Below are 16,070 nucleotides of genomic sequence, written 5' to 3'. Positions count from 1 at the left end.
CGGCGATCATCTCGCTCAACGCGCCGGATACGAGCACGGCACACGGCACGCTTCACCGTGCCCGAAATCTGATCATTCGCCGGAGATCGCAACCGGAGGATCGCGCATGCCCGCGGACGAGGTACTGACGATGGGACGTATCGGCGTCGACCTTTATCCCGAACAGGCCGGTGTCTCGTTGCGCGAAGTGCGCACCTTCGCCAAGTTCCTCGGCGGCAGCGCGACCAATGTGGCCGTCGCCGCCGCCCGCTACGGCCGGCGCGCCGCGGTCATCACCCGCACCGGCGACGACCCGTTCGGTGAGTTCCTGCACGACGCGCTGCGCGGGTTCGGGGTGGACGACCGGTTCGTCACGCCGGTCGCGTCGCTGCCGACGCCGGTGACGTTCTGCGAGATCTTCCCGCCCGACGACTTCCCGCTCTACTTCTACCGGTTCCCCAAGGCGCCCGACCTCGAGATCCATCCGTCCGAACTGGATCTCGAGGCGATCAGGAACGCCGAGATCTTCTGGGTCACCGGGACCGGCCTTTCGCAGGAACCCAGCCGCACCGCCACGCTGACCGCCCTCAAATATCGCGGGAAATCGGGCATCACGGTGTTCGATCTCGACTACCGCCCGATGTTCTGGTCGTCCCGCGCCGAGGCCCGCCGGTGGTATGCGGAGGCGCTGCCCTACGCGACCGTCGCCGTGGGCAACCTCGACGAGGCGGAGACCGCGGTCGGCGTACGGAAACCGGAGGAAGCCGCGGCCGCTCTGCACGACGCGGGCATCGAGCTGGCCGTGATCAAACAGGGGCCGGCCGGTGTCCTGGCATCCGCGGAAGGCCGGAAAACAGAGGTGCCGCCGGTGCCGGTCGAGGTGGTCAACGGCCTCGGGGCCGGCGACGCCTTCGGCGGGGCGCTCTGTCACGGCCTGCTCGCCGGATGGGAGCTCGAGGCGACGATGCGCTTCGCCAACGCCGCCGGAGCCATCGTCGCCTCGCGACTGTCCTGCGCCGACGCCATGCCCACCGAGCACGAGGTGCGGGCCCTGATCGAAGGAGCACGGCATGCCTGACCTGGACGGCCTCCTCGACATCCGGACCCGGCGGCCGGCCGCCATCGCCGCCGCGGCCTCCTCGCGGCGGCGCCCGTCGTCGCTGTTCGGCCCGCACGGCAAGATGATGATCATCGCGGCCGATCATCCGGCCCGTGGCGCCCTGCGGGCCGGTGACGACCCGCTCGCCATGGCCAACCGGGTCGACCTGCTCGACCGGCTGCGCACCGCGCTGGCCCGGCCCGGCGTCAACGGTGTGCTCGGCACCCCCGACATCCTCGAGGACCTGCTGCTGCTGGGCGCGCTCGACGACAAGGTCGTGATCGGCTCGATGAACCGGGGCGGCCTGGCCGGCACCAGCTTCGAGATCGACGACCGGTTCACCGCGTACGACGCCGGCAGCATCGCCGCCGCCGGATACGAGGGCGGCAAGATGCTGCTGCGCATCGACCCCACCGACCCGGGCACCGTGGCCACCCTCGAAGCCTGCGGGAACGCGGTCGGCGCCCTCGCCGCCCGGCGCAAGATGGCCATGGTCGAGCCGTTCATCTCGCACCGCGTCGACGGGCGGGTGCGCAACGAGCTCACCGCCGACGCCATGATCCGGGCGGTCACGGTGGCGGCCGGGCTCGGCACGACCTCGGCCTACACGTGGCTCAAGGTGCCGGTCGTCGAGGACATGGAGCGGGTGATGGCCGCGACCACGCTGCCGGCGCTCATCCTCGGCGGTGAGGGCGAGGCGGCGTACACGGCCTGGCGGAAAGCTCTTGATCTGCCGACCGTGCAGGGGCTGGTGATCGGGCGGTCGCTGCTCTACCCGGCCGGCGGCAGCGTGGCCGACGCGGTCGATCGAGCGGTCGGACTGCTGTGATGGCCCGGGTGAACCCGCTCATGCGGCGGGGCAGCACGGCCGACAAGCCGTTCGACCTGGTCGTGACGCCGGAGAACGCGGGCTGGCGGTACAGCGGGCTGCGGGTGCTCGACCTGCCGGTGGGCTCACGGGCGAAGTTCGTCACCGGGCCGGACGAGATGCTGGTGCTGCCGCTGTCCGGCGGCTGCGACGTGACCTGCGACGACGAGCGAATGACCTTGACCGGCCGGCGTTCGGTCTTCTCCCGGGTGACCGACTTCGCCTACGTGCCGCGCGACTCGACGGTGACCGTGCGCGCGCCCAACGGCGGGCGGTTCGCGCTGCCGGCGGCCCGGGCCAGCAAGCGGCTGCCGTTCCGCTACGGGGCGGCGCAGGACGTGAAGGTCGAGATGCGCGGGGCCGGGCAGGCCAGCCGGCAGGTCAACAACTTCTGCACGCCGGAGAACTTCGAGGCCGACCGGCTGATCGCCTGCGAGGTGCTCACCCCCGGCGGCAACTGGTCGTCGTATCCGCCGCACAAGCACGACGAGATCGGCGAGGGGGAGTCCAGCCTCGAGGAGATCTACTACTTCGAGGTCGCGACGTCGCCGGCGGGCACGTCGGGGTGCGGCTTCCAGCGGGTGTACGGACACCCGGACCGCCCGATCGACGTCTGCGCCGAGGTGCACTCGGGCGACGTCGTGCTCATCCCGTACGGATGGCACGGGCCGTCGATGGCCGCGCCCGGCTACGACCTCTACTACCTCAACGTGATGGCCGGTCCCGGCCGGCGCGAGTGGCTCGTGCGCGACGACCCGGCGCACGGCTGGGTGCGCGCGTCGTGGACCGGTGTCCCGGTCGACCCGCGACTGCCGATGACCACACACACCGAAAGGACCCGTCTGTGAGACTCACTGTGGGGCAGGCCGTGGTGCGGTTCCTGGCCAGCCAGTGGACCGAGCGCGACGGCGCCGAGCAGCGCACGGTCGCCGGATGTCTGGGCATCTTCGGGCACGGCAACGTCGCCGGGATCGGCCAGGCCCTCCTTCAGGCGCAGCGCACCCGTGAGGCCGACCTCCCGTATCGGCTCGCCCGCAACGAGCAGGCGATGGTGCACACGGCCGCCGGCTACGCGCGGATGAAAAACCGGCTGTCCACCTTGGCCTGTACGGCGTCCATCGGCCCCGGCTCGACCAACATGCTCACCGGCGCCGCGCTGGCCACGGTCAACCGGCTGCCGGTCCTGCTGCTGCCCTCCGACGTCTTCGCGACCCGGGCCGCGTCACCGGTGCTCCAGGAGCTGGAGGACCCGCGCGGCTACGACGTGTCGGTGAACGACGCCTTCCGGCCGCTGTCCCGCTTCTTCGACCGGATCTGGCGGCCCGAGCAGCTGCCGTCCGCGCTGCTGGCCGCGATGCGGGTCCTGACCGACCCGGTGGAGACCGGCGCGGTCACCCTCTGCCTTCCGCAGGACGTCCAGGCCGAGGCGTACGACTTCCCCGACGCGCTGTTCGCCAAGCGGGTCTGGCACGTGCCCCGCCCGCTGGCCGAGCCCGCCTTCGTCGAGCGGGCGGCCGAGGTGATCCGGGAGGCCGAACGCCCGCTGATCATCGCGGGCGGTGGCGTCATCTACGCCGAGGCGTCGGCCGAGCTCGACCGGTTCGCCCGCGAGACCGGCATCCCGGTGGCCGACACCCAGGCCGGCAAGGGCGCCCTGAGCTGGGACCATCCGAACTCGGTGGGCGGGGTCGGCTCGACCGGCACGCCGATCGCGAACCGGCTGGCCCGCGAGGCCGACGTGATCATCGGTGTCGGCACGCGATACAGCGACTTCACGACCGCTTCCCGTACGGCCTTTCAGCACCCCGGCGTGCAGTTCGTGAACATCAACGTGGCCTCGTTCGACGCGCACAAGGAGTCGGCCCACCCGATCCTGGCCGACGCCCGGTGCGGGCTGCCGGAGCTGCTCGCGGCGCTGGACGGCCGGCGGTTCCCGGCCGGCTATCAGGGCGATGTGGCCCGGTGGCAGGAGACGGTCGACAAGGCGTACCACCTCGGACATGGACCTCTGCCCGCCCAGAGCGAGGTCATCGGGGTCGTGAACGAAGCGTGCGGAGCACGCGACGTCGTGGTGCAGGCGGCCGGAAGCATGCCCGGTGACCTGCAACTGCTGTGGCGGGCCCGGGACCCGAAGCAATATCACGTCGAGTACGGCTACTCGTGCATGGGCTTCGAGATCGCCGGGGCGCTCGGCATCAAGATGGCCGACCCGTCCCGCGAGGTCTACGCCCTGGTCGGCGACGGGTCGTACCTGATGATGGCGCAGGAGATCGTCACCGCCGTCGCCGAGGGCGTCAAGCTGATCCTGGTCCTGGTGCAGAACCACGGGTTCGCCTCGATCGGCGCGCTCTCGGAGTCGCTCGGCTCCCAGCGGTTCGGGACGAGCTACCAGTTCCGCGGCGCGAACCAGGACTACGACGGCGGCCGTCTGCCGATCGACCTGGCGCTGAACGCCGAGAGCCTCGGCGCCGTCGTGATCCGCTGCCGCACCATCGCCGACCTGCGCGACGGCCTGAAACGGGCGCGGGAGTCCGACCGGCTGACCGTCGTGCACATCGAGACCGACCCGCTGTCACCGGTGCCGTCCTCCGAGTCGTGGTGGGACGTGCCCGTGCCGGAGGTCTCCTCCCTCGCGAGCACCCGGTCGGCCCGCGCCGGCTACGACGCCGCGAAACGTGACCAGCGGCAATACCTCTAGGAGAGAGAGCCATGGCAACCATCGAGCACTGGATCGACGGCGAGCTCACCGCCGGGTCCGGCGACCGGCGCGGCCGCGTCTACAACCCGGCCACCGGGCAGCAGCAGCACGAGGTGGCGCTGGCCTCCGAGGCCGACGTGGACGCCGCGGTCACGGCCGCCCGCATCGCGTTCCAGACCTGGAGCCAGGCGTCGCTCAGCAAGCGCACGAAGATCATGTTCAACTTCCGCGAGCTGGTGAACGCGAACGTCAAGCAGATCGCCGAGATCATCTCGGACGAGCACGGCAAGGTGCTGTCCGACGCGGCCGGCGAGGTCCAGCGCGGGCTCGAGGTGATCGAGTTCGCCTGCGGCATCCCCGAGCTGCTCAAGGGCTCGTACTCCGACCAGGCCTCGACCGACGTGGACGTGTTCAGCTTCCGCGAGCCGCTCGGCGTCTGCGCCGGGATCACGCCGTTCAACTTCCCGGCCATGGTGCCGATGTGGATGTACCCGGTGGCGATCGCCTGCGGCAACACGTTCGTGCTCAAGCCGAGCGAGCGCGACCCGTCGGCCTCGAACTACATCGCGGGGCTGCTCAAGCAGGCCGGGCTGCCGGACGGCGTCTTCAACGTCGTGCACGGCGACAAGGTGGCGGTCGACGCGCTGCTGCACCACGGCGACGTGGCGGCGGTGTCGTTCGTCGGGTCGACGCCGATCGCCCGCTACATCCACGAGCAGGCCAACTCGCACGGCAAGCGGGTGCAGGCGCTCGGCGGGGCCAAGAACCACGCGATCATCCTGCCCGACGCCGACCTCGACTTCGCGGCCGGTCACCTGACGGCGGCGGCGTTCGGGTCGGCGGGGGAGCGGTGCATGGCGATCTCGGCCGCGGTGGCGGTGGGGGCGGCCGGCGACGCGCTGGTCGACCTGGTGTCGCGTAAGGCGGGCGACGTGGTGGTCGGCTCGGGGCGCGACCCCAAATCGGAGATGGGGCCGGTGGTGACGGCCGCGGCCAAGCAGCGGATCGAAGGGCTGATCGACAGCGGCGAACGCCAGGGCGCCAAGGTCACGGTGGACGGGCGCGGGCTGCGGGTGCCGGGTTACGAGGACGGGTTCTTCGTCGGGCCGACGGTCCTCGACCAGGTGGCGCCGTCGATGGACGTCTACACCGAGGAGATCTTCGGGCCGGTGCTGTCGGTGGTCCGCACGGACACCGTGGACGCGGCGATCGACCTGATCAACAGCAATCCGTACGGCAACGGCACCGCGATCTTCACCAACAGCGGCGAGGCGGCGCGCCGGTTCCAGCGCGGGGTGCGGGTCGGAATGATCGGCATCAACGTGCCCATCCCGGTGCCGATGGCCTACTACTCCTTCGGCGGGTGGAAGGCGTCCCTGTTCGGCGACAAGCACATCCACGGTCCCGAGGGCGTCTCGTTCTACACGCGCGGCAAGGTCGTCACTTCCCGATGGCCTCACGTCTCCACCGCATCCGACGCCTCTTTGCACTTCCCTACGGCGAGCTGAGGTTCTTATGGAAATCCGCCACCTTCAACTAGGCAGCTGCCCGGACTCGTGGGGTGTCTGGTTCGCCGACGATCCTCAGCAGACGCCGTGGAACCGCTTTCTCGACGAGATGGTCGCGGCGGGTTATCACTGGCTGGAGCTCGGGCCGTACGGCTACCTGCCCACCGATCCCTCGCAATTGCGCGATGAAGTCGAGTCGCGAGGACTCTCGGTCGCCGGTGGCACCGTGGCCGGCGCTGGCGGGCCTCACAAGGACTTCGACGCCGTTCTTGCGGAAACCCGGAAGGTCGCCGCGCTGACCGCCGCCGTCGGCGCATCCAATGTCGTTTTTGTCCCGGTACCTGGCTATCGCGACGACAAAACGGGCGCCTATCTCGAGCCGGCCACCCTCGGGGAGGACGCCTGGAGCGCCCTGATCAGGAACACCAACACCCTCGGGCGGGTGCTCCTCGAGGAGTACGGGGTTCACATGCGCTTCCACCCGCATGCGGACTATCAGGTGGAGACGCAGCAGCAGACCGAGCGCTTCCTCGACGAGACCGATCCGCGTTTCGTCTCGCTCTGCCTCGACACCGGACACCTCGCCTACCGCCGGGCTGACGTTCCGGGCATCATTCGGAAATATCCCGAACGTGTGGGCTATGTCCATATCAAGCAGATGGATCCGGCCATCGCCCGGCGGGCCGTGGCCGAGGACCTCGCCTTCGGCCAGGCGGTCGCCATGGGCGCCAGCGTCGAGCCGCCGGCCGGTGAGCCGGACGTCCCCTCCGTGCTCGACGCGCTCAGCGAGCTCGACGCCGAGATCTTCGTCGTCGTCGAGCAGGACATGTACCCGGTCGACTTCGACGTCCCGCTCCCGATCGCGCAGCGGACGCGCGCGTATCTCAATTCCCGTGGACTCACGTCCCGTCCCTCAGGAGAGAAGATATGACCGCTCGGACCCGTACCTTCCGGATCGCCGCCCTCGGCGCGGCCGTGGTCCTCGCCGCCACCGCGTGCAGCGGCGGCGGACGCGAGAAGACCGACGAGAGCGATACCGGCGGCGGCAACGCGGCCGGAAGCTCCGGCTACACGATCGCCTTCATCACGCACGAGACGCCGGGTGACACGTTCTGGGACAAGGTGAAGAACGGCGCCAACCAGGCCGCCAAGGACACCGGGGTCACGCTGAAATACTCCAACGACCCCGAGGCGCCCAAGCAGGCCGTGCTGATCCAGAACGCGGTCGACTCGAAGGTCAACGGCATCGCCACCACCCTGGTCACGCCGGACGCCCTGGCCGGCGCGGTCAAGGCGGCGACCGACGCCAAGATCCCGGTGGTCGGCTTCAACTCCGGCATCAACGACTACCAGCGGCTCGGCGCGCTGATGTACTTCGGCTCGGACGAGACCCTGGCCGGCACCGAGGCCGGCAAGAGGCTGGCCGAGCAGGGCTCCAAGCACCCGCTCTGCGTCATCCAGCAGACCGGCTCGGTCGCCCTCGAGGCGCGCTGCGCGGGCGTGAAGAGCTCCGTCCCCGGCACCGAGAACATCCAGGTCAACGGGGCCGACGACGCGGCCGTGACCTCGACCCTTCAGGCGAAGCTGGCCCAGGACAAGTCGATCGACTCGATCGTGACCCTCGGCGCCCCGCAGGCGCTCGACGCCATCAAGGCCCGGCAGCAGTCCGGCAGCCAGGCCAAGCTGGTCACCTTCGACCTCAACGAGCAGGCCGCCACCGAGATCAAGAGCGGCAACATCCTCTTCTCGATCGACCAGCAGCCGTACGTGCAGGGCTACATGGCCGTCACCTCGCTCTACCTGAACCTCAAGAACGGCAACGACATCGGCGGTGGCAAGGCGGTGCTGACCGGCCCGTCCTTCGTGGACTCGACGAACATCGACAAGATCCTGCCGTTCACCAAGAACAACACCCGGTAAGGAGGTGCCGTCATGACACAGACAGTCGCTCCGGCGCCTTCCTCTCAATCGGCCGACCGGGTCCGGCCCGCCCTGGCCAGCCGGCTCATGGCCCGGCCCGAGATCGGCGCCCTGGTCGCCGCGGTCATAATCTTCATCTTCTTCCTGATCCTGGCCCCGTCGTTCCGGTCGGCCGAGTCGTTCTTCACCGTTCTCTACCAGTCCTCGGTGATCGGCATCGTGGCCGTCGGCGTCGGCCTGCTGATGATCGGCGGGGAGTTCGACCTCTCCTCCGGCGTCATCGTCTACACGGCCGGCCTGTTCAGCTCGATGTTCTGCTGGTACTACGGGGTCAACCTGTGGCTCGGCGCGGCCCTGTCGCTGGTGTTCTGCCTGCTGATCGGCTTCGTCAACGGATATCTGGTGATGAAGACCGGGATTCCGAGCTTCCTCATCACGCTGGGCACGTTCTTCGTGCTCCAGGGGGCCAACCTCGGCGTGACCAAGCTGGTCACCGAGACCGTCTCCACCCCGGACATCAGCAACATCGACGGCTTCGACTCGCTCGGCACGATCTTCGCGTCCAGCTTCAAGATCGGGTCGGTGACGATCTGGACGTCCGTGCTGTGGTGGTTCTTCTTCGTGGCTCTCGCCGCGTGGACGCTGCAGCGCACCCGCGTCGGAAACTGGATCTTCGCGGTCGGCGGTAACCCGGACAGCGCCCGTGCGGTCGGCGTGCCGGTGGTCCGTACGAAAATCGGTCTTTTCATGGTCGTGTCGTTCCTGGGCTGGTTCGTCGGGATGCACCAGCTGTTCCGGTTCAACACGCTCCAGGCCGGCGGCGGCGTCGGCAACGAGTTCCTCTACATCATCGCCGCCGTCGTGGGCGGCACGCTGCTGACCGGCGGTTTCGGCAACGCGATCGGCGTCGCCATCGGCGCGTTCATCTTCGGCATGACCAGCCTCGGCATCATCTACGCGGGCTGGGACCCGAACTGGTTCAAGGCGTTCCTCGGCGTGATGCTGCTGCTGGCCGTGCTGGTGAACCTCTACGTGAAACGGATGTCCACCAGAAGGAAGGTGGGTTGAGTCATGACCGACACCCTGGCCGACCACGCCGACAAAGGTCTGCACCGCGGGGAGCCGCTCGTCGAGATGGAGGGCGTCGGCAAGTCGTACGGCGCCATCCGGGCCCTGCGCGGCATCAGCCTGCGGGTCAACGCGGGCGAGGTCACCTGCGTGCTCGGCGACAACGGCGCCGGCAAGTCCACCCTGATCAAAATCATCTCGGGCCTGCACCCGCACAACGAGGGCAGCCTGCGCGTCGACGGCAAGGAGGTCAACTTCGGCTCGCCGCGGGAGGCCCTGTCGCACGGCATCGCCACGGTCTATCAGGACCTGGCCGTGGTCGGGCTGATGGAGGTGTGGCGCAACTTCTTCCTCGGCTCCGAGCTGACCGCCGGCCGCTATCCCCTCGCGGGGCTCAAGGTCAAGCAGATGCGGGAGATCGCCGACGTCGAGCTGCGCAAGATGGGCATCGTCGTCAAGGACATCAACCAGCCGATCGGGACGCTCTCCGGCGGCCAGCGCCAGTGCGTGGCGATCGCCCGGGCCGTCTACTTCGGCGCGCGGGTGCTGATCCTCGACGAGCCGACGGCGGCCCTCGGTGTCAAGCAGTCCGGGGTGGTTCTCAAGTACGTGGCGGCGGCCCGCGACGCCGGGCTGGGGGTTGTGTTCATCACCCACAACCCGCACCACGCGTACATGGTCGGCGACCACTTCGTGATCCTCAAGCTGGGGGCGACCACGCTGGACAAGACCCGCAAGGAGGTCGGCCTCGACGAGCTGACCCAGCAGATGGCCGGCGGCGACGAGCTGGCCGAGCTGTCGCACGAGCTGAAGCGCTGAAGGGGTGCCCATGCTGAAGGTCGGAGTCATCGGCACCGGAATGATCGGCCAGGACCACATCCGCCGGATGACCACGGTGCTGGCCGGCGTCCAGGTGACCGCCGTGTCGGATGTCGATTCCGTGGTGGCCGCGTCCGTCGGCGCACGGATCGGCGCCCAGGTCCATGCCACCGGCGCCGGGGTGATCGCCGATCCTTCCGTGGACGCGGTCGTGGTGTGCTCATGGGGGCCGACGCATGAGGAATACGTGCTGGCCGCGATCGCCGCGGGTAAGCCGGTCTTCTGCGAGAAGCCGCTGGCCACCAGCCAGGAAGCCTGTCTGCGCATCCTCGAGGCGGAGGTCGCTTTCGGCCGCCGCTTGGTGCAGGTCGGATACATGCGTCGATATGACGCCGAGTATCGCGCGTTGAAGGCGGCGGTCGTCTCCGGGGTCGTCGGTGATCCGCTGATGATGCACTGCGCTCACCGCAACGCCAGCGTGCCGGCCTTCTACGAGAAGGAGATGGCGATCACCGACACGGCCGTGCACGAGATCGACATGGTGCGCTGGATGTTCGACGACGAGGTGGTGGCCGTCCGCGTCCTGGTTCCTCGCCGCAGCCGCAACGGCGGCGAGTTGCAGGACCCGCTGTTCGTGGTCATGGAGATGGCCGGCGGGGTGCTGGTCGACGTGGAGATCTCGGTGAACATCCGCTACGGCTACGACATCCGCGGCGAGGTGGTCGGCGAGAACGGCACGGCCGCGCTGGGCAACGCCCCACTGGTGGCGATCCGCCACGGCGGTGTCGCGGCCGGCCCGGTGCCGGCCGACTGGCGGGAGCGCTTCCTTCGCGCGTACGACGTGGAGTTCCAGGAATGGATCGACTCCCTGACGGCCGGCGGCCGCCCGGTCGGGCCGAGCGCCTGGGACGGCTACGCGGCGGCGGTGGTGTCGGACGCGGGCGTGGCGGCCCTGCGGACCGGCGACCGGGTGCCGGTGGCCCTGGTGGAACGCCCGAAGCTGTACGGGGCGGAGGTGGCCGCGTGAAGATCGCCCTCGACCCGTACATGTTGCGGAAGGTCCCCCTGCTCGACCTTCCCCGGGTGGTGGCCGACCTCGGCTATCACTACATCGAGATGTCCCCGCGCGACGACTTCCTGCCGTTCTTCGTCCACCCCCGGGTGGACAAGGCCGGGGTGGCGGCGTTCCGGCGGGCCCTGGCCGCGGCGTCGGTCGAGGTGGCGTCGGTCCTGCCGCTCTACCGCTGGTCGGGCCCTTCCGAGGAGGCCCGCCAGGCGGCGGTGCGCTACTGGAAGAGGGCCATCGAGATCACGGTGGACCTCGGGGTGAACGTCATGAACTCCGAGTTCAACGGCCGTCCGGACCAGCCGGGCGAGTCGGAGGCCCTGTTCTGGCGCTCGATGGAGGAACTGCTGCCGATCTTCGAACGGGAGGGCGTCCGGCTGGTGCTGGAACCTCACCCGGACGACTTCATCGAGGACGGCCTGGCCGCGGTGAACATGATCCACGGCATCGACTCGGACCTGGTGTCGTTCCTCTACTGCGCCCCGCACACGTTCCATCAGGGCGGAGACCTGGAGGCGATCATGAGGTACGCCGGTCCGCTGCTCACGCAGGTCCACATAGCCGACTCGTTCGACTTCCGCGGTTCGTCCGGCCTGCGGTACATCGTCAACCCGCCCGGCTCGACGGCCCGCGTCCACCAGCACCTGGACATCGGCCAGGGCGAGGTGGACTGGGACGTCTTCTTCCGGACCCTGAACTCGGTCGACTTCGACGGCATAGCGACGGTGTGCGTCTTCGCCTGGGAGGAGAGGGCGGAGGACAGCGCCCGCTACAACCTGAGCCAGATCACCCAGTTCACCCAGAAGCACGGACCCGCTTGACGAGCGCCGCGACATCGACCGGAGCGTCGGTGCGAACCCGCAGGACAACACCCAGTCCCAGCGGCTCCGCGCCGGCGCTCCAGATCGCCCAGTTGCCGGCCAGGCTCTGCGCGTCGCGGTAATAGTCAGGCCGTCGCCGTGCCACGAAGCGCTTCCGAGCCACCTCGGCCGGCACCTCACACCAGATCTCGGTCACGCTGATCGCCAGGCTGCGCTTCAAACCAGCTTGCGCGTACGCCAGATCCCGCGGCCGAAACCACCAGGACTCCAGGATCACGTCCCCGTCGTGCTCCGCCGCCCGAGTCCACACCAGCTCCGAGGCGGCGGCGCCCAGCCCCGCGTGCGCGGCGCCACTCGCGCCCAGCCCCGCGTGCGCGGCGCCACCCGCGACCGACCCCGCGTGGCCGGCGCTGCCCGCGGCCAGCTCATCCTTGATCGCGTCCTTGGAGATCAGGGGAAGCGAGGCCGCCCGCGCCAGCGCGGTCGCCAGTGTCGTCTTCCCCGACCCCGGCAGCCCGTTGACGAGAACGACCCGCCTCGCCATGAGCGACCGCTACGCGAAGAGGGCGGCGTAGCGCTTCAGGTACAGCGGCCAGCCCTCGTCGTGGTTGACGCCGTCGCGCAGGGACTGCCAGCCGGGCCCGTGCCGGTCGATGTGGCGGTGTTCCAGCTCGACGCGGGTCTGGCCGGGCCCTTCGGCGATGAAGCGGACCTCGACCTCGCTGGCGTTTGCCAGGTCGGACTCGATCGTCCACTGCGGCCCGATGTCCCAGCTGAACACGATCCGGGTCGGCGGCTCGAAGACCAGCACCCGCGCCCACCGGCACTCGGTGCCGTCCTCGGCGCGGTCGTAGATGTTGCCGCCCACCCGCGCCTCGAACACGGTCTCGACCAGGGGCGAGCTCAGGAGGTTGTGCTCACGGGGCTTGACGTCGCCGAATCGCTTCGTGAACACCTCGAAGGCCCGTTCGACGGGCGCTTTGACGACGATCTGCCGCTGAACCGTGGGCGCAGAGGTCTCCGTCATGGTTGTCCTTCCTCGTCGGCCGCCTGCTCGACGGTCTCTTGAAAGCCTTCGAGCGCCCGGCGCCAGAAGGCGTCCAGCTGATCACGCAGCGCCGCGACCCCCGCGGGATTGAGGCGGTAGACCCGCCGCGTGCCCTCGGCCTCGTCATCGACGAGACCGGCGTCCTTGAGCACTCGCAGATGCTGGGACACGGCGGGCCGGCTGATCGGCAATTCACCGGCCAGCTCTCCCACGGCCCGGGGCCGCTCCGCCAGAGAGGCGACAATGGCGCGCCGGGTCGGATCGCCGAGGATCTCCCACCCGTCCGCCTCTCGGTAAGTCGCCACGAACCGTAAGCTACGACTTACCGATACCGGAGTCAACAGTCAGAGCGCGTCCGGCTGGTTGAGCGCCGGATGTTTCTCCCCCGGCCCCGCATGCCAGGCCGCGGCGTCACCGGAGAGGGCGGCTTCGATGCGCAGCTTCGACCAGTCGTCGATCCGGGGCAGCGCCTCCGGCGCGAACCACCCCACCTCAAGCGACTCGTCATCCGCGACCTTGGCCGCGGTGGACAGCGCCCGGCACAGAAACCAGACGTTCAGAAACTCGCACTGGTCACCGTTCGGATAGACCACAGGATGGGTGGCCACCCCCGCAACCCGGACGATCTCCGCCCGAACCCCGGTCTCCTCGAACACCTCCCGAAGCGCCGCCTCAGCCGGCTGCTCACCCGGATCAATGGTCCCGGCCGGCACCGACCACCGCCCGTTGTCAGCCCGCCGAGCCAACAGAACACGCCCGTCGTCATCAACGACAACACCGCTGGCACTGGGCAGAAACAACAGCTCATGACCAACATGAGCCCGCATACGCACAACGTAGGGAGGAACAGGCACGAACCCACCCTACTGCCCAAGATCCAGCCCAGGCTGTACTGAGGAGCGAAGGGTGGTGGGCGGGGCTGGTTGCTTGGGAGGGTCAGACTCCGGCCTTCTGGGCGGCCGACAAGAGGTTTTCGGCGGCCTGGCGTAGGCCCTCTATCTGGTCCAGTTCGGTGTCCTCGTGTTCGATGTTGACGGCCATGTCGGGGTCTACGGCGTGCAGGGCCTGCAGGAACGGCACCCAGAAGTCGTCGCCGTGGCCGCGGCCCACGGCCACGAACTGCCAGGAAGGGCTTTCGGGCCACTGGTTCAAAGTGTTGGCGCCGCCCAGGTTCAGGGGGTTCTGGTCGGCGGGGGTGCGGGTGAAACGGTCGTCGAGGACGCCCCAGAGCTTGACGTTGTCGCCGTTGACGCGGGTGTCCTTGGCGGCGGCGTGGAAGACCAGGTCACCCAGGTGGCGTACGGCGGCCACCGGGTCTATGCCCTGCCAGAACAGGTGGCTCGGGTCCATCTCGGCGCCGACGTGGGTGGCGTTGGTCTGCTCGACCAGGCGGACCAGCGTGGGCGGGTTGAAGACCAGGTTGTGCGGGTGCATCTCGATGCACACCTTGACGTCGGCGTCGGCCGCTCGGGCCTGGATGTCGCGCCAGAACGGGATCGCCACCTCGCGCCACTGGTAGTCGATGACGTCGAGATATTGGCTGTCCCACGGGTTGACCACCCAGTTGGCCACCGTGGCACCGGGCTCGCCGCCGGGCAGGCCGGACATGGTGACCACCCGTTTCACGCCCAGCTTGGCGGCCAGGTCGATCGTGCGGCGCAGGTCGGCCGCGTGTTGCGGGCCGACCCTCGGGTCGGGGTTGAGCGGGTTGCCGTTGACGTTCAGGCCGGTCAGCGTGATGCCCGCCTGCTGGTAGCGGCCCAGGTAGTCCTCGCGGGCGCCGGCGCTGCCCAGCAGGTCGCCGATCGGGATGTGCGGCGCGCCGATGAAGCCGCCGGTGTTGATCTCGGCGCTGGTCAGGCCCAGCTCGCCGAGGATCTTCAGGGTCTCGTCGAGGGAGCGGTCGTGCAGGCAGGCGGTGTAGGCGCCGAGTCGCATGGGGGACTCCTCAGAGCTGGACGGGTTTGTCGGCGGCCGACACGACCGCCTCGAGGACGCGCAGGTTGTGCAGGCCGTGCGCCAGGTCGGGGCAGGGCGGCAGGCCCTCGACGCCGGCGATCTGGTCGAGGAAGGCCCGGGCCTGGTAGACGAAGAAGTCGTTCTGCCCGTGGCCGACGGTGGGGAAGTCCATGGGCAGACCTCGGGCCACGTACGGATGCCAGGGGCCGACGAAGACCGTACGGGAGCCGTTGATCGAAGTCTCGGCGCTGCCGTCGACGATGCTGAACTCGGCCGGCCGGGTCATCTCGAACGAGGCGGATCCGTTCTCGCAGAACAGGTCGACCCGCAGCGAGTTGGCGTGACCGAACGCGACCCGCGACAGCGAGAACGTGCCGACCGCGCCACCCTCGTACGCCGTGGTGAAGGTGCAGACGTCCTCGTTCTCCACCGGGACCAGTTCGTCGCTGACCTCGACGCCGCCGGCATGGCCGACCGCGACGCCGAGCGGTTTGGGCCGCTGCTTCACCAGGGTGGCCATCGTCGTGCCCTGCACGGCGGCCGTCGGACCGCAGAAGAACTCGGCCAGGTCGGTGAGGTGGCTGCCGATGTCGGCCAGCACACCGGAGCCGGGACCGCCCTGATAGCGCCAGCTCATCGGGCGGGCCGGATCGAAGCCGTAGTCGCACCAGTAGTTGCCGACGAAGTGGCGCACCGGCCCGAGCCGGCCCTCGACCTCTCTCTTCATGGCGTTCAGCGCGGGGGAGCGCCGGAACGTGAAGCCGACCGCGCCGACCCGGCCCGGCGCCGCCGCGGCGGCCGCGGCCATCGCCTCGCCGTCGTGGACGGTGGGCGCCAGTGGCTTCTCGCAGAGGACGTGTTTGCCGGCGGCGAGGGCCGCCTCGACGACCTCGCGATGCAGGCTGTTGGCCACGGCGACGCTGACCGCGCCGACCTCGGGGGACTCCACGACCGCGCGCCAGTCGGTCTCCACGCGCTCATAGCCGTAGCGCCGGGCGGCGTCGGCGGCGAACGGCTCGTGCAGGTCGGCGATGGCGACCAGCCGGGGCGCGGGCAGGTCGAGACCGAAGACGGTGGCGGCATTGCGATAGGCGTTGGCGTGCGCGCGGCCGACCATGCCGGCCCCGATCACCGCCACGCCGAGGGGCGGGTGCGTCATCAGGGGGACCTCGCTTTTAAAGCGCTTTAAGAACTCCTGTACCATCCATCTTGATCTC

Annotated in this window: 17 protein-coding genes; 11 read left to right on the top strand and 6 right to left on the bottom strand. The window is 69.4% G+C overall.

All coding sequences use genetic code 11. The features are described from left to right. Positions 1-106 precede the first annotated feature (106 nt). From iolC to ACFY36_RS07055, 11 genes are all read left to right on the top strand, one after another. Positions 107-1,057 carry a 5-dehydro-2-deoxygluconokinase gene (iolC, locus tag ACFY36_RS07105; RefSeq protein ID WP_499745008.1) on the top strand — a complete coding sequence of 317 codons (951 nt, stop codon included), beginning with the start codon at positions 107-109 and terminating at the stop codon, positions 1,055-1,057. Then, positions 1,050-1,907 (top strand): Cgl0159 family (beta/alpha)8-fold protein, encoded by an 858-nt coding sequence (locus ACFY36_RS07100; protein WP_499745007.1) that lies wholly within the window; start codon positions 1,050-1,052, stop codon positions 1,905-1,907. Before iolC ends, ACFY36_RS07100 begins: the two co-directional genes overlap by 8 nt. After that, positions 1,907-2,794 (top strand): 5-deoxy-glucuronate isomerase, encoded by an 888-nt coding sequence (gene iolB / locus ACFY36_RS07095; RefSeq protein ID WP_499745006.1) that lies wholly within the window; start codon positions 1,907-1,909, stop codon positions 2,792-2,794. The genes ACFY36_RS07100 and iolB overlap by 1 nt, the downstream gene beginning before the upstream one ends. Then, a complete protein-coding gene (gene iolD / locus ACFY36_RS07090; RefSeq protein WP_499745005.1) occupies positions 2,791-4,644 on the top strand; it encodes a 3D-(3,5/4)-trihydroxycyclohexane-1,2-dione acylhydrolase (decyclizing) in 1,854 nt (617 codons plus the stop codon). Before iolB ends, iolD begins: the two co-directional genes overlap by 4 nt. Positions 4,645-4,655: 11 nt before the next feature. Then, the gene (locus tag ACFY36_RS07085; protein WP_499745004.1) at positions 4,656-6,152 is read left to right on the top strand and encodes a CoA-acylating methylmalonate-semialdehyde dehydrogenase; all 1,497 of its coding nucleotides are present in this window, start codon (positions 4,656-4,658) and stop codon (positions 6,150-6,152) included. 109 nt (positions 6,153-6,261) lie between these two features. Next, complete coding sequence (locus ACFY36_RS07080; RefSeq protein WP_499745003.1) at positions 6,262-7,083, top strand: TIM barrel protein; 822 nt, start codon at positions 6,262-6,264, stop codon at positions 7,081-7,083. Further along, positions 7,080-8,072 carry a sugar ABC transporter substrate-binding protein gene (locus ACFY36_RS07075; RefSeq protein WP_499745002.1) on the top strand — a complete coding sequence of 331 codons (993 nt, stop codon included), beginning with the start codon at positions 7,080-7,082 and terminating at the stop codon, positions 8,070-8,072. The genes ACFY36_RS07080 and ACFY36_RS07075 overlap by 4 nt, the downstream gene beginning before the upstream one ends. Before the next feature lie 12 nt (positions 8,073-8,084). Then, positions 8,085-9,140: an ABC transporter permease gene (locus tag ACFY36_RS07070; RefSeq protein ID WP_499745001.1), complete on the top strand. Its 1,056-nt coding sequence runs from the start codon at positions 8,085-8,087 to the stop codon at positions 9,138-9,140. A 3-nt stretch (positions 9,141-9,143) separates the two neighbouring features. Beyond that, complete coding sequence (locus tag ACFY36_RS07065; RefSeq protein WP_499745000.1) at positions 9,144-9,959, top strand: ATP-binding cassette domain-containing protein; 816 nt, start codon at positions 9,144-9,146, stop codon at positions 9,957-9,959. 10 nt (positions 9,960-9,969) lie between these two features. Beyond that, entirely contained in the window at positions 9,970-10,986 is a 1,017-nt protein-coding gene (locus ACFY36_RS07060) for a Gfo/Idh/MocA family oxidoreductase (RefSeq protein ID WP_499744999.1), read from the top strand. Further along, positions 10,983-11,846 carry a sugar phosphate isomerase/epimerase family protein gene (locus tag ACFY36_RS07055; protein WP_499744998.1) on the top strand — a complete coding sequence of 288 codons (864 nt, stop codon included), beginning with the start codon at positions 10,983-10,985 and terminating at the stop codon, positions 11,844-11,846. Before ACFY36_RS07060 ends, ACFY36_RS07055 begins: the two co-directional genes overlap by 4 nt. Here the strand turns inward: ACFY36_RS07055 and ACFY36_RS07050 are convergent. The 6 genes from ACFY36_RS07050 to ACFY36_RS07025 form a co-directional block, all read right to left on the bottom strand. Next, entirely contained in the window at positions 11,821-12,390 is a 570-nt protein-coding gene (locus ACFY36_RS07050) for an AAA family ATPase (RefSeq protein WP_499744997.1), read from the bottom strand. The two genes, ACFY36_RS07055 and ACFY36_RS07050, sit on opposite strands and share 26 nt — an antisense overlap. A 9-nt stretch (positions 12,391-12,399) precedes the next feature. Continuing rightward, positions 12,400-12,873 carry an SRPBCC family protein gene (locus ACFY36_RS07045; RefSeq protein WP_499744996.1) on the bottom strand — a complete coding sequence of 158 codons (474 nt, stop codon included), beginning with the start codon at positions 12,871-12,873 and terminating at the stop codon, positions 12,400-12,402. Further along, positions 12,870-13,199: an ArsR/SmtB family transcription factor gene (locus ACFY36_RS07040; RefSeq protein ID WP_499744995.1), complete on the bottom strand. Its 330-nt coding sequence runs from the start codon at positions 13,197-13,199 to the stop codon at positions 12,870-12,872. The genes ACFY36_RS07045 and ACFY36_RS07040 overlap by 4 nt, the downstream gene beginning before the upstream one ends. 39 nt (positions 13,200-13,238) lie before the next feature. Continuing rightward, positions 13,239-13,748 carry an NUDIX hydrolase gene (locus ACFY36_RS07035; RefSeq protein ID WP_499744994.1) on the bottom strand — a complete coding sequence of 170 codons (510 nt, stop codon included), beginning with the start codon at positions 13,746-13,748 and terminating at the stop codon, positions 13,239-13,241. A gap of 82 nt (positions 13,749-13,830) precedes the next feature. Further along, positions 13,831-14,832 carry a sugar phosphate isomerase/epimerase family protein gene (locus ACFY36_RS07030; protein WP_499744993.1) on the bottom strand — a complete coding sequence of 334 codons (1,002 nt, stop codon included), beginning with the start codon at positions 14,830-14,832 and terminating at the stop codon, positions 13,831-13,833. 10 nt (positions 14,833-14,842) lie between these two features. After that, positions 14,843-16,012 (bottom strand): Gfo/Idh/MocA family protein, encoded by a 1,170-nt coding sequence (locus tag ACFY36_RS07025; RefSeq protein WP_499744992.1) that lies wholly within the window; start codon positions 16,010-16,012, stop codon positions 14,843-14,845. Positions 16,013-16,070 lie beyond the last annotated feature (58 nt).

Origin of the sequence: Actinoplanes sp. NPDC000266 (assembly GCF_042899005.1) — a bacterium.
GTDB lineage: Bacteria > Actinomycetota > Actinomycetes > Mycobacteriales > Micromonosporaceae > Actinoplanes.
Note: the sequence above shows the minus strand (reverse complement) of the source record. Positions and strands in the feature narration are given on the sequence as shown.

Excerpts from the sequence above, each read along its gene's own strand:
- iolC (WP_499745008.1), top strand. The coding sequence starts at position 107 with ATGCCCGCGGACGAGGTACTGACGATGGGACGTATCGGCGTCGACCTT.
- ACFY36_RS07100 (WP_499745007.1), top strand. The coding sequence starts at position 1,050 with ATGCCTGACCTGGACGGCCTCCTCGACATCCGGACCCGGCGGCCGGCC.
- iolB (WP_499745006.1), top strand. The coding sequence starts at position 1,907 with ATGGCCCGGGTGAACCCGCTCATGCGGCGGGGCAGCACGGCCGACAAG.
- ACFY36_RS07085 (WP_499745004.1), top strand. The coding sequence starts at position 4,656 with ATGGCAACCATCGAGCACTGGATCGACGGCGAGCTCACCGCCGGGTCC.
- ACFY36_RS07080 (WP_499745003.1), top strand. The coding sequence starts at position 6,262 with ATGGTCGCGGCGGGTTATCACTGGCTGGAGCTCGGGCCGTACGGCTAC.
- ACFY36_RS07075 (WP_499745002.1), top strand. The coding sequence starts at position 7,080 with ATGACCGCTCGGACCCGTACCTTCCGGATCGCCGCCCTCGGCGCGGCC.
- ACFY36_RS07070 (WP_499745001.1), top strand. The coding sequence starts at position 8,085 with ATGACACAGACAGTCGCTCCGGCGCCTTCCTCTCAATCGGCCGACCGG.
- ACFY36_RS07065 (WP_499745000.1), top strand. The coding sequence starts at position 9,144 with ATGACCGACACCCTGGCCGACCACGCCGACAAAGGTCTGCACCGCGGG.
- ACFY36_RS07060 (WP_499744999.1), top strand. The coding sequence starts at position 9,970 with ATGCTGAAGGTCGGAGTCATCGGCACCGGAATGATCGGCCAGGACCAC.
- ACFY36_RS07050 (WP_499744997.1), bottom strand. The coding sequence starts at position 12,390 with ATGGCGAGGCGGGTCGTTCTCGTCAACGGGCTGCCGGGGTCGGGGAAG.
- ACFY36_RS07045 (WP_499744996.1), bottom strand. The coding sequence starts at position 12,873 with ATGACGGAGACCTCTGCGCCCACGGTTCAGCGGCAGATCGTCGTCAAA.
- ACFY36_RS07030 (WP_499744993.1), bottom strand. The coding sequence starts at position 14,832 with ATGCGACTCGGCGCCTACACCGCCTGCCTGCACGACCGCTCCCTCGAC.
- ACFY36_RS07025 (WP_499744992.1), bottom strand. The coding sequence starts at position 16,012 with ATGACGCACCCGCCCCTCGGCGTGGCGGTGATCGGGGCCGGCATGGTC.